This is a genomic window from Natronolimnohabitans innermongolicus JCM 12255, assembly GCF_000337215.1.
Lineage (GTDB): Archaea > Halobacteriota > Halobacteria > Halobacteriales > Natrialbaceae > Natronolimnohabitans > Natronolimnohabitans innermongolicus.
Genome location: NZ_AOHZ01000030.1, coordinates 26,837 through 39,048 on the forward strand (window position 1 = coordinate 26,837; position 12,212 = coordinate 39,048).

Annotated in this window: 12 protein-coding genes; 3 read left to right on the forward strand and 9 right to left on the reverse strand. The window is 65.7% G+C overall.

What is annotated here, in order from left to right:
- Window positions 1-45: 45 nt before the first annotated feature.
- On the forward strand, window positions 46-333 hold the full coding sequence (locus C493_RS05195) for a GYD domain-containing protein (RefSeq protein WP_007258359.1): 288 nt from the start codon (window positions 46-48) through the stop codon (window positions 331-333).
- On the opposite strand, the gene metG is transcribed toward C493_RS05195, so the two are convergent.
- Window positions 330-2,429 (reverse strand): methionine--tRNA ligase, encoded by a 2,100-nt coding sequence (metG, locus tag C493_RS05200; protein WP_007258360.1) that lies wholly within the window; start codon window positions 2,427-2,429, stop codon window positions 330-332. The two genes, C493_RS05195 and metG, sit on opposite strands and share 4 nt — an antisense overlap.
- A 207-nt stretch (window positions 2,430-2,636) precedes the next feature.
- Between metG and C493_RS05205 the strand changes: the two genes are divergently transcribed.
- Entirely contained in the window at window positions 2,637-3,992 is a 1,356-nt protein-coding gene (locus C493_RS05205) for a sodium-dependent transporter (RefSeq protein WP_007258361.1), read from the forward strand.
- 17 nt (window positions 3,993-4,009) lie between these two features.
- Here C493_RS05205 and C493_RS05210 read toward each other — a convergent pair whose 3' ends face one another.
- The 7 genes from C493_RS05210 to C493_RS05240 all read right to left on the reverse strand — a co-directional run bounded on the left by C493_RS05210 (window position 4,010) and on the right by C493_RS05240 (window position 11,232).
- The gene (locus tag C493_RS05210) at window positions 4,010-4,357 is read right to left on the reverse strand and encodes a hypothetical protein (RefSeq protein ID WP_007258362.1); all 348 of its coding nucleotides are present in this window, start codon (window positions 4,355-4,357) and stop codon (window positions 4,010-4,012) included.
- A gap of 391 nt (window positions 4,358-4,748) precedes the next feature.
- Window positions 4,749-5,834: a tyrosine decarboxylase MfnA gene (gene mfnA / locus C493_RS05215; RefSeq protein WP_007258363.1), complete on the reverse strand. Its 1,086-nt coding sequence runs from the start codon at window positions 5,832-5,834 to the stop codon at window positions 4,749-4,751.
- Window positions 5,835-6,088: 254 nt separating this feature from the next.
- Complete coding sequence (gene ppsA, locus C493_RS05220; RefSeq protein ID WP_007258364.1) at window positions 6,089-8,428, reverse strand: phosphoenolpyruvate synthase; 2,340 nt, start codon at window positions 8,426-8,428, stop codon at window positions 6,089-6,091.
- A 173-nt stretch (window positions 8,429-8,601) separates the two neighbouring features.
- The gene (locus tag C493_RS05225) at window positions 8,602-9,357 is read right to left on the reverse strand and encodes a 50S ribosomal protein L11 methyltransferase (protein WP_394295407.1); all 756 of its coding nucleotides are present in this window, start codon (window positions 9,355-9,357) and stop codon (window positions 8,602-8,604) included.
- A gap of 148 nt (window positions 9,358-9,505) precedes the next feature.
- The gene (locus C493_RS05230) at window positions 9,506-9,886 is read right to left on the reverse strand and encodes a nascent polypeptide-associated complex protein (protein WP_049889147.1); all 381 of its coding nucleotides are present in this window, start codon (window positions 9,884-9,886) and stop codon (window positions 9,506-9,508) included.
- Between the two features lie 65 nt (window positions 9,887-9,951).
- Window positions 9,952-10,470 (reverse strand): DedA family protein, encoded by a 519-nt coding sequence (locus C493_RS05235; RefSeq protein WP_007258367.1) that lies wholly within the window; start codon window positions 10,468-10,470, stop codon window positions 9,952-9,954.
- A 192-nt stretch (window positions 10,471-10,662) separates the two neighbouring features.
- Window positions 10,663-11,232 carry a PUA domain-containing protein gene (locus C493_RS05240; RefSeq protein WP_152421101.1) on the reverse strand — a complete coding sequence of 190 codons (570 nt, stop codon included), beginning with the start codon at window positions 11,230-11,232 and terminating at the stop codon, window positions 10,663-10,665.
- Window positions 11,233-11,383: 151 nt separating this feature from the next.
- Between C493_RS05240 and C493_RS05245 the strand changes: the two genes are divergently transcribed.
- Window positions 11,384-11,566 carry a hypothetical protein gene (locus C493_RS05245; protein WP_007258369.1) on the forward strand — a complete coding sequence of 61 codons (183 nt, stop codon included), beginning with the start codon at window positions 11,384-11,386 and terminating at the stop codon, window positions 11,564-11,566.
- 108 nt (window positions 11,567-11,674) lie between these two features.
- Here the strand turns inward: C493_RS05245 and C493_RS05250 are convergent, their stop codons facing one another.
- Complete coding sequence (locus C493_RS05250) at window positions 11,675-12,172, reverse strand: LabA-like NYN domain-containing protein (protein ID WP_007258370.1); 498 nt, start codon at window positions 12,170-12,172, stop codon at window positions 11,675-11,677.
- Between the last annotated feature and the right edge of the window lie 40 nt (window positions 12,173-12,212).

Here is a 12,212-nt window from a genome sequence, read left to right on the forward strand (position 1 = left end):
ACTGCCACGTGAACGGTTTTCCGCGGGACAACCCTCTATCGAGATATGGCTACGTACGCCTCGCTCGTACACGTCGACGACCGTAACGTGCAGAACGCACAGGAGCTCTCGTCGATCTGGGGCGAGATCAAAACCGAGTTCGAGGAACACGAGGCCGAGGTGATCGACTCCTACGCGATCCTCGGCGAGCACGATTTCCTCGTCACCTTCGACGCCCCCGACCGCGAGTCGGCGTTCAAATCGGCGCTGACGCTGCGCCGACACGGGCTGTCGGCCCAGACGATGGAGGTCGTCGATACCGACGACTTCTCACAGCTGGTCGACGAGATCTAGCGGACCTTCTCGCCGACCTCGGCGTCGCCGTGGGTCGTCAGCAGGTCCGCCTCCTCGCCCGCCGCGAGGATCATCCCGTTGGACTCGACGCCGAACAGTTCGGCCTTGGCCATGTTCGCCAACAGGATGCACTTCTCGCCCGGAAGCTCCTCGAGGTCGTGTAGCTGCTTGATTCCCGCGACCACCTGCCGGGTCTCGAAGCCGATGTCGACCTCGAGTCGCGCGAGGTCGTCCGCTCCCTCGATGCCCTCGGCCGACTCGATGCGGCCGACGCGGATGTCGACGTCCTGGAAGTCCTCGAACTCGATGCGCTCGTCGGCGAGCGGTTCGAGATCGTCGGTGTCTGCCATACTGCCCGCTTCGTCCGCGGCGGTGTCGTCGCTTTCGGTTTCCGCGTCCGCACCGTCGTCCTCGTCGTCCGATGCGGCGGCGACGCGCTCCGCGAGTTTCTCGTTCAGTTCGTCGACGCGGTCGTCTTCGATCTTCTCGAAGAGTTCGCCGGGCTCGTCGAAGTTTCGGGGTGGCGCCTCGAGGGCGTCCTCGAGGTGGGCGTCGGCGACCGCACCGTCCTCGCCCAGCTGTTCCCACAGCGCCTGGGCTTTGTCGGGCGCGATCGGTTCCAGGAGGACGCCGACGGCCTTGGCGATCTGGACGCAATCGCGGATGACCTGTGCCGCGCGTTCGGGCTCGTCGTCGGTGAGCTTCCAGGGCTCGTTGCGCTGGATGTACTCGTTGCCGAACTGCGCGAGTTGCGTGGCGGCCCGGCCGAGTTCCCGAAGGTCGTAGTCGTTGACCGCCTCGCGGGTCTGGCCGATGGCGCCCTCGATCCGTTCCTGGACGTCTTCGGAGACATCCGTGTCCGGCGTCCCCTCGTAGTTCCGGTAGGCAAAGAGCAGCGACCGGTACCAGAAGTTGCCGACCGTCCCCACCAGCTCGCCGTTGACCTTCTCCTGGAAGGCGTCCCAGGAGAAGTCGACGTCCTGCTGGAGGCCGCCCGTCGTCGTCAGGTAGTACCGCAGCAGGTCGGGGTGGAAGCCTTCCTCGAGGTATTCTTTCGCCCAGATCGCGCGGTTGCGGCTGGTCGAGAGCCCCTTCCCGTTGATCGTGATGAAACCAGTCGCGGCGACGGCACGCGGGGCGTTGTAGCCGGCGCCTTCGAGCATCGCGGGCCAGAAGATCGTGTGGTGCTGGATGATGTCGCGACCGATGATGTGAACGATCTCGCCTTCGTCCTTCCAGACCTGTTCCCAGTCGTACTCGTCGCGTCCGACGCGTTCGGTGTACTGCTTCGTACTGGCGATGTACTCGATCGGCGCATCGACCCAGACGTAGAGAACGAGATCCTCGCCGCCCTCACCGGGGTAATCGATCCCCCAGTCCATGTCGCGGGTGATACACCAGTCCTGAAGCCCGTCTTCGATCCACTGTCGGGGCTGGTTGCGGGCGTTCGAGGTTCCCTCGAGGCCGTCCAGGAACTCGGTCAAGTAGTCTGCAAACTCCGAGACCGCGAAGAACTTGTGGGCGCGCTCGCGGTACTCCGCGTCGTTGCCCGTGATCGTGCTTCGCGGATCCTCAACCTCGCCCGGCTCTAAGTGGCGCTGACAGCCCTCGTCGCACTCGTCGCCGCGGGCCTTCTCGCCGCAGTAGGGACAGGTTCCCTCGACGTAGCGATCGGGGAGGTACTGGTCGGCGTCGGGGTCGTAGGCGACCTGAATCTCCTTCTCGTAGACGTAGCCCTCCTCGTCTAAGGTACGGACGATCTCCTGGGTGAGTTCAGTGTTGGTCTCGTCGTGGGTGTGGCCGTAGTTGTCGAACTCGACGTTGAACTTGGGGAACGTCTCCTCGTACTGGTCGTGCCACTCCAGTGCGAAGTCCTCCGGTTCGACGCCTTCCTGCTCGGCGTTGACGGCGACCGGCGTCCCGTGCATGTCCGAGCCGCTGACGTAGGCCGTCTCCTGTCCCAGCGTCTCGAGGGCGCGCGCGAACGCGTCGCCGCCCACGTACGTTCGGAGGTGACCGACGTGCAGGTCGCCGTTGGCGTAGGGCAACCCACAGGTCACGACTGCGGGCGTCTCCGTCGGAAAGTCGTTGCTCATACCAGTGTGGTGTCGGTGGCGGGCGTAAAACCCGCCGGTTTTCGGTCGCGAACGACCGGCGCAATCGTGACGCCACACTCGCGACGCGTCGCCCGCCAGTTCCCGTTCGGAATCCGAACAGTTACCGTGACAATACGGTGTCAAACGTTCCGTTTCTGATGACGACGGTCGTGTACTGTTTTGACACCCCTCGTGAGTCGGTAACACATGGCTGCCGACAGTCCGCGCGAACAGTGGGCGACTCGAGTGGGCTTTATTTTCGCGGCCGTCGGGAGCGCCGTCGGCCTGGGGAACATCTGGCGGTTCCCGTTTCAGGTCGGTCAGGAAGGCGGCGCCGCGTTCCTCTTGATCTACCTGCTATTCATTGTCCTCATCGGCTTCCCTGCGATGCTGGTCGAGTTCGTCGTCGGACGCCACACCAAACGCAACCCCGTCGGCGCGCTCAAACGCATCGGCGGCGGCGTCTGGCAGTACGTCGGCTGGATCTTCATCGCGACCGGATTCGTCATCCTCTCGTACTACAGTGTCGTCGCCGGCTGGACGATTCGCTATACGTTGTTGGGACTCCAGGACGGCTACCTCGGCGACGCCGCCGAAGCCGAAGCACAGTTCGTCACGCTCGCCAGCGGTCTCGACGCGATCCTCTTTCACGCGATCTTCATGGCCATCGTGATCGCCATCGTCGCCGTCGGTATTCAGCGCGGCATCGAACTCGCGGTGAAGGTGATCGTTCCCGCAATCGTCGTCATCACGGTCGGACTGGCGATCTACGCGGCCACGCTCGCGGGCGCCGGCGACGCCTACAGCTACTACCTCTCGCCGGAGTGGGGCACGATCGCCGCCGAGTGGCAGAGCATCCTCCCCGCGGCCGCCGGCCAGGCGTTCTTCACCCTCTCGCTCGGGATGGGCGTCATGATCACCTACGCGTCGTATCTCGACGAGGATCGCAACCTCGCCGAGGACGGCGCGATCATCATCGGCTTCGACACCGCGATCGCGTTCGTGACGGGTCTGATCGTCTTCCCGATCCTCTTTACCGCGGGGGTCGATCCAGCCGACCCGGGCGCCGGCGCGATCTTCGTCTCGCTCGCGGCCGCGTTCGGCGATCTCACGCTGGGGTGGCTCATCGGCGCCGTCTTCTTCGGCACCGTCGCCATCGCCGCCCTCTCGAGCGCGATCAGTCTCATGGAGGTGGTCGTCTCCTACGTCGTCGACGAACGGGACGTCGACCGCGCCACCGCAGCGCTCGTCATCGGCGGGGCGATCTTTCTGCTCGGCATTCCGTCGGCGTACGACCTCGTCTTGCTCGACCTGTTCGACCTGTTCGCCGACCAGATCCTGCTCGTCTTCGGCGGGCTCCTCCTGATGATCCTCGTTAGCTGGTCGCTCTCCGAACTCGCGGTCGACGAACTCGAGCGCGGAATCGGCGACCTCGGCTCGCTCGGTCCGGTCTGGATCTGGACCGTGCGGCTGCTCGTCGTGCTCGTCCTGATCATCGCGCTCGTCCTCGGCATCCTCGACTACTACGAGTTCCTCACGACCGACTTCGCCGACTGGCTCTGAGGGTCGTCCCCGCGCCGTCAGTCGGCCCGCTCGTCGACCTCCGCCGGCTCCGTCGCGTCCCAGATCGACGGCAGCCACTCGAGTCGCGCCGCGAGCAACAGTCCCAGTCCTCCCAGCAGACAGCCGAAGAAGGCGACGACGAACGGCGCGCCGCCGGGAACCACGACGATCGAGACCGCCGCGCCGACCCACGCCAGCCAGGCCAGCGCCTCCCACGGCCGACCGCCGTACAGGCGCCAACTCGCGAGCGAGAGCGCGAAGCCGCCCAGCGCGGCCGCGACGAGGACGCCCTCGAGAACCGTCGACGCGGCGATCAGGGCGACGAAGCCGACGATCGCCGCAGCGTCGATCCGATCCAGTGCCATACGCGGTCCTCGCAGCGACGGGACAAACGGCTACCGATTGCGCATTCCCCGACACTTCACCGCGGTGGTGCGCGCTGCGATCGGATCGAGCGAAGCGAGGTGTGAGCGTCGCGAGCACCTCGAAATGCGAACGGCGAACGGAGTGAGCCGTGAGCGATAGCGAGGGCCGATCGGCAATGCCGCGCGAGGGACGAGCGACCGAACGAAGTGAGCGAGCGAGTCGGCTGGGGAGGACGTGGAAATCCCCCGTTGCCAGTGCGAGCAGCGCGCTCGAGTCTCTGAACGCTTCCCAGTAGACGAAAAACCACTGACCTCCTCTCAGGAGACACCCGCCTCGATCTCGAACCCGTCCCTCGAGAATCGTCCGAGACGTCCAACCGACTCGCCCCGGCTAGTCGTCGCTCATAACGGGCACGCTCGCGCGCACCTCGAGTCGGTCCAGATCCCCGATGAACGAGGCCAGCATCTCCCGGGTGACGTGGGGCATACAGACGACTCGCAGTTCCCCGGTCGCGGTCCGGGAGATGCGCCAGCCCTTGGCGCGCAGCGCGTCGAACGTCGACCGCGGAACGTCGGCCGCGACCAGCGGCAGCGTCGGATCGGCGACCTCGTAGCCGCGCTTTTCGAGGGCGTCGGCGAGCCACTCGGCGTTGTTCTGCGAGCGGACGTACTGCCGGCGGTAGCCGTCGGGCCACAGCTCCTCCATCGCAGCCACGGCGCTCGCGACGCCGGCGCCCGAGCGCGTCCCCGTCAGCGTCGCCTGCGAGGTCGACTCGAGGTAGGGCGTATCGACGGCGAGTTCGTCAAGCAGGTCCGCCGAACGAGCGAGCAATCCGCCTGCGGGGACGGCGGCCTGTCCCATCTTGTGGGGATCGATCGCCATCGTGTCGACCGCCGCGTGGCCGAAGTGCCACTCGTGGTCGGTAAACGGCAGCACGAATCCGCCCCAGGCGGCGTCGACGTGACACATCGCGTCGACCGACCGGGCGATCTCGCCCAGTTCGGGAATCGGATCGACGCGGCCGTACTCGGTCGTCCCCGCGACGCCGATCACCAGCGCCGTCTCCGAATCCACCGAGGCGCGGACGGCCTCGAGGTCGGCTCGGTACTGCTCGTCGGTCGGAACGATTCGCAACTCGACGCCGAGAACGTCGGCGGCCTTCTGAAAGCTGAAGTGGGCCGACTCGGGCATAACGACGTTCGGCGTCCGCGTCTCCGCGCGGTTGCGAGCGATACGAACGGCCTGAATGTTCGCTTCCGTCCCCCCGCTGGCGATGTATCCGGCGGGATCCTCGAGGCCGGCGATCTCCCCCAGCAACGCGATCGCGTCGTCCTCGAGCGCCGAAACCGTCGGATACGTTCCCGGATCGCCGGGGTTCGTCGCGAGAAACCGCTCGGCCGCCTCGCGCGCCACCGGGTGTGGCTCCGTACACATCGACGACAGAACCCGGTCGAACGCTTGCGGCTCGATTTGCATATCACGCACAAGTACGTTCTCTGGTTTCAACGTTGCGCTTAGCCCCGCCGTGACCGTTCGTCGCGACGATCGGCATCAATGAGAACACTGCACACAGGAGGGAGAGAGAAATTCTCGAGTGTTCAACGTATTCGCGGATCTATGCGGAAGATGTCAATTACGCTCGGCGGCCGAGACGAACGCGATCGGCGATCGGTATCGGTGGTCGAGCGCGCTCCGGTTCGAACGAAAATATCCCGACAGCGCGGGCTGGGCTATCGAACCGAATCGAGCAGCAGTTTCTGTTCGACGCGTTTGACCTCGTGTTGGACGTCGCGGACGGCGTCGATGTTCGCCGAGATGGAGCTGGTTCCCTCTCGGACGAGGAACTGAACCATCTCGGGCTTGGAGCCGGCCTGCCCGCAGATGCTCGTGTCGACGTCGTGTTCGCGACAGGTCTCAATGACGTCGCCGATCAGGCGCAACACCGACGGATGAAGCTCGTCGAAGCGGTCAGCGACGTTCTCGTTGTTGCGGTCGACGGCGAGCGTGTACTGGGTGAGGTCGTTCGTCCCGAAGGACGCGAAGTCGATACCGGCTTCGGCCAGTTCGTCGATCGCCAGCGCCGCCGCCGGCGTCTCGATCATCGCTCCCCACTTGCGCTTCTCGGGATCGATGCCGGCCTCGCGCATCAGCGATTTGGCCTGGTAGACGTCCTCGGCGTCGTTGACCAGCGGCAGCATGATTTCGACGTTGTCGTAGCCCATCTCGTACAGGCGCCGGAACGCCTCGAGTTCGTGGGCGAAAACGTCGGGTCGATCGAGCGAGCGCCGAATGCCGCGGTAGCCGAGCATCGGGTTGTGCTCGTTCGGCTCGTCCTCGCCGCCCTCGAGCTGACGGAACTCGTCAGTTGGGGCGTCGAGCGTGCGCACGCGGACGGGCCGCGGATAGAACTCGTCGGCGACGCCGCGGATGCCGTCGACCAGTTCCGTGATGTAGGCGTCCTCGCCGTTTTCCTCGATGAACTTGGCGGGCGTCTGGTTCAGCGAGAGGATCATGTGCTCGGTCCGCAGCAGGCCGACGCCGTCGGCGCCGGTCGCGGCCGCGCGCTCTGCGGCCTCCGGAATGGAGACGTTGACCTTCACTTCGGTCGCGGTCATCGGCTTGACCGGCGACTGCGGGCGAACCTCTTCGACCGGCTCGGTCTCCTCGTCGGGTTCGACCTCCTGGCCCTCGAGGACCTGGCCCTTGTCGCCGTCGAGCGTGACGACCTGGCCGTCATCGAGGACGGTCGTCGCGTTGGTCGTCCCGACGATAGCGGGGACGCCCAGTTCGCGGGACACGATGGCAGCGTGGCTGGTCATGCCGCCCTCGTCGGTGATGATCCCCGAGGCGCGTTTCATCGCCGGCACCATATCGGGCATCGTCATCTCGGTGACGATAATGTCGCCGTCGCCGACCTTGTCCAGATCGTCGAGTTTCTTGACGATCCGGGCCGCGCCGCTGACGGTACCCGGACTCGAGCCGAGTCCGTCGACGATGACCTCGCCGGAGGCGTCCGGACTCGAGGCGCCGCCGCTTGCAGCCTGTGCAGCGCCGCTACCGTCGGTGAGACCCTTGGAGGCGTCGACGCTGCCGGCGTCGGCGGCTTCGGTCCCGGCCCCGGCGCCCCCTTCGTCGATGGTCGTGATCGGGCGCGACTGGAGCATGAAGACCTCGCCGTCGACGATGGCCCACTCGACGTCTTGCGGGTCGTCGTAGTGGTCCTCGACGCGCTCGCCGAGGTCCATGAGCGCGTTGATCTCCTCGTCGGAGACGACGCGTTCGTTTCGCTTCTCCTCGGGGACCTCGCGCTCGACGGTCTCGCCGGTCTCCTCGTCTTTTTCGTGCATCACCTTCTTCTCGGCGACGGTGACGTCGACTTCGCGGTCCTCGCGCTCGACGACGTAGTTGTCAGGCGAGACGGCGCCGGAGACGACGGCTTCGCCGAGTCCCCACGCGGCCTCGATGATCATCGTCGGCTCGCCCGTCGAAGGGTGACTCGTAAACATCACGCCCGATTTCTCGGCGTCGACCATCTGCTGGACGACGACCGCGATGTTCACGGCGGAGTGGTCGAAGCCCTGCTCCTGGCGGTAGTAGATCGCCCGCTGGGTGAACAGCGACGCCCAGCACTCGCGGACGCGGTTGAGCAGGTTTTCCTCGGTGACGTTCAGGAACGTCTCCTGCTGGCCCGCAAACGAGGCGTCGGGCAGGTCTTCGGCCGTCGCCGACGACCGAACGGCGACGAACGCCTCGCCGTCGCCGACCTCGCGGTAGGACTCGAGGATCTCCTCGCGCAGGTCGTCGGGGAAGGGCGTCTCGAGAATGAGGTTCTGTGCACGGTCGGCCGCGTCGGCAAGCGCCGCGGAGTCGTCGACGTCGACGTCGACGGCCTCGAACAGTTCGTCGTCGATTGCAGCTTCTTCGATAAACGATCGATAGGTCCCGGCAGTTACGACGAATCCCGGTGGCACGGGCAGCCCAGCACCCGTGAGTTCGCCCAGGGAGGCGCCTTTGCCGCCGACCTTCTCGAGGTCGTCGGCACTGATCTCGTCCAGCCAGAGTACAGCCATTGCTATCTGGTTCGACACCCGAGCGAATAAAGAAGGTTGCGAACAGCCGCGGGAGTTCGCAACTCACAACCGAATGAATATTTTTCAGTAAGAGGCTGTTTACAATCCGATCTCGGCGGTTTCGCGAGGGTGCGTCACACACTTACGACCTAGCCGAGCGGCGGTTCGTCCGATCAGACGTTTCGGGCGAGTGTGAGGTACCCGGTGTGGCCGACCGGCGCCGTCGACGGACGCGAGCCGCGGTCGTCGAACTGCATCTCTCGCTGGATCGTTTCGCGCGTGCGAACGTTCGAGAGGTCGACCGCACGAGCCGTTTCGACGACCTCGCGAGTCGACTCGATGAACGGGCTGTAGACCGCGACGAAACCGCCGTCGACCAGCAGTTCGGGCGCGTACTCGACGATATCGGCCGCGTCCCCCGTATCGAGCGTGAGGACGTCGAACGAGGACGGCTCGAGGTCGGTCCCGTCGCCGGTCTCACTCTCGAGGCCGCCGTCCTCGAGGATCGTCGCCAGATCGCCCGTCCGGACGTCGACGGCGTCCTCGACGCCGCCCAGCTCCATGTTCTCGCGGGCGACGTCCGCGAACTCCGGATCGCGCTCGTAGGAGACGACGTCGGCGCCAGCGCGGGCCATCGAGGCCGCGAGGACGCCGGTTCCGGTCCCCGTATCGAGCACGCGATCGCCCTGCGAGACGCCGGTCTCGCCGATCACGAGGCCGACGTCGCGGGGGACCATCGGCGCGCCCGTGCGCTCGAACTGGTGGAACAGATCCGGACCGCGGAGCCGTCGCACCTGAAACGCCTCGCCCAGGTGAGTTTCGACGGTGTCGCCGGGCTGGACGTCCTCGGGAACCTCGAGGACGCCCAGGTCCGTCCCCTGCTCCGCGCCGGGTTCGATCAGGAACTCCCGGTCGCCTCGAACGAGCAGGACGGGGACGCGGTCGTCAGCCGTGGCTTCGTCCGCGGCTGCGTCGGTCTCTGTCGTCGTGTTCGTGTTCGTGTCCGTGTCAGTATCAGTACCTGCGTCCACGTCCGCCGTCTCACCGGACGGATCGGAATCGGAATCGTCGCTCACGTCACTCGAGGGATTCGACCGCCGCGGCGAGGTCGCCGTCGACGTCCTCGAGGGCCGCGCGGGCCTCGTCCTCGCTGACGCCGGCGCGGGTCGCGACGAGTTCGACGTCGTCGTCGGGGATCGCACTGCCGGCGTCCGCGTCGCCGGCGCCGGACGCGCCGGCCGAACCGGCTTCGACCTGTTCCGGAGAGCCGATGACCTGGTAGGTTTCCTGGCCGCGAGCGTCCATCTTCGTGACTTCGGCGTCGTTGAAGACGAGGTCGTACTCGTCGGTTCGGATGATTACCTCCTCGGCGTCGATGTCCTCGACGTCGATTCCCATCTGTTGCATCATCTGTTCCATCTTGCGCGGATTCAGTCCGCCGCCGCCTCCTCCAAACATACGCGACACGTCGCTCCCGGCAACCTTTTACCCTGCGGTCTGGGTCGCCGACCCGCCGCCGGCGCTCACGCCAGCATCGCGAGGCCGAGCAGCGGAACGGCGACGTAGACCGTGTGGTACAGCAGCGTCGACGTACCGACGTGGACGAGATAGCGTCGGCGCGGATACGAGCTCACGCCGGCCGGAATCGCGATCAGGCCGCGACTCCAGGGGATCACGTTCGTCCCGAAGACGGCCACCCCGCCGTAGCGGGTAAACCAGTCGTCGACGCGCTGGAATCGATCCGACGAGGGATCGAGGTCGACGTACGGGATCGACGAGACGATCTGCTCGCCGTACCGTCTGCTGCCGGTGTAGACGACGAACTGCCCGATCACGTGGGCGACCGTGACGAGCACGATGATCGTGATGGCACCGACGTACGTCGGCGTGGTGATGGCGACGTACCCCGAGAGGAAGACGCTCGTCGGAAAGATCTTCCCGACGAGGGCGCCTTTCATCACGAAGACGACGAACAGCGCCGGTAACCCGAGGACGTTGAGCACTGCGAGGGCGTACTCGAGGGAGAGCGTTTCGGGGGACATGGTTGGAGGGGAGTCGAGCCCGGTGGAGGGGATGTGTTTGTGGCTCGAACTGTACGCGATAGTTGTGATATCGAATACATAAAAGTGTATCGTGAGTTTCTGAGTCGGAAATTCGTCCCGTTCGGAGTCCCGAACGAACCAAAGCGGATGACGACGGTGGGATTGAATGGTCGAAGTGCGACGCCGGTCCGCTCAGTTCTCGGCGGACGCCCCCTCGCGGACGTTCACCGCCATCCCCGTCTCGAAGTCAGCGATGGCCTCGGCCGCGAGCTGGGCCGTCCCGACCGCGATCAGTTCGCCGCGCTCGTGGACCACCAGAACCTCGTCGCCCGGCCGGATTTCCTCGCCCGCCTCGAGGACGAACTTCGCGAAGACGTTCTTCTCGTCGCGGACGAACGGCTCGCTCTCGTCGTCGACGACGACCCTGTACGCCGGGTGCGAAAGAACGTCGTGGAGTCGACGGCCGCCCTCGAGGCCGAGCGTAAACCGGCCGTCGGTGCCAAACGAGACGATCCGGCCAGCGTCGGCGTGAATCTGCTCGGGGCGACCGGACGTGGTTCGTTTGACCCGCAGCGATTCCCCGGACGGGAACAGCGCCTCGCCCGCGCCGGCACCGAACTGGTAGTCAGCGATGACCCGTAGCTGTGGGAGTCCGGCCTGCCCAGTATTCGTCCGTCCGCTGTCGCTCGCAGTCCGTTCCCCGTCCGCACTCTCGGTTTCGCCTCGACTCCCGTCCCCGTTCGCGTCGCCAGCGTCGCTCATTGCCCGCCCTTTCGCGCGGCCGGTCGAAAGCCCTTCGACCTCGACCGCGGTCTCGCGGCGATCGACGCTCACGGTCGGCTAACTATCAAAACTGATCACAGCAACGAGATAGCGAACGTTATGGTGCTCGATTCGGTAGTGACGCTACCGAATGGACGTCACGCAAATCACCCTCGGGGTCGCCTTGCTGGTACTCGGTGCCATGACGCTCGCGGGGCCGGCAACCATCGTTTCCGGTCCGGTCGCGTATCTCCTCACGGGTGCGACGCTGGCTGTTACCGGCTACGCGCTGTTGATCGGCCTCTCGCGGAGCCGAAGTCCGAACCGCTTCTGACGCCGACGCTCGACGCGATTGCAACCGCGAGTCTCCGCGGGCGCTCGAGCGCGCTCGAGAGCGAGCGTCGCAGCGACGTCACAACGGCGACGCAGCGACGATAGCCGCCTACAGAAGGAACGTTTCGGGTCGCTCGCCCAGATCGAGAAACGAGTCGGCGGCCGTGATCAGTTCCTCGGCGGTCGAAGACTCGAAGGCCATCACCTCGACGCGGACGCCCTCGTGGCGCAGGTGCGAGCAGAGCCGCGAGAAGTCGCCGTCGCCCGTACAGAGCACGAGCGTATCGATGTGGTTCGCGAGCGTCACTGCGTCCAGACTCATTCCGACGTCCCAGTCGGCCTTTTTCGAGCCGTCGGCGAACGTCTTGATATCCTTGATCTTCGGCTCGAAGCCGATGTCGACCAGCGCTTCGAAGAAGCTCTCTTCTTCGGGTGAGTCCGCGCGGATCACGTACGCGATCGCGCGGGTGAGCTGGCGGTCCTGAACCGCTTTGTCGAGCAGCGCGGAGTAGTCGATGTTTCGGCTGTGGAGGCTCTGTGCCGTATGGTAGAGGTTCTGGGCGTCGACGAGGACGGCGACGCGCTGGCCGGGGTGAATTTCGGTCACGTGCTAGATTGTGGCGGCCGCCGGTAAAAAATCGCGTCGG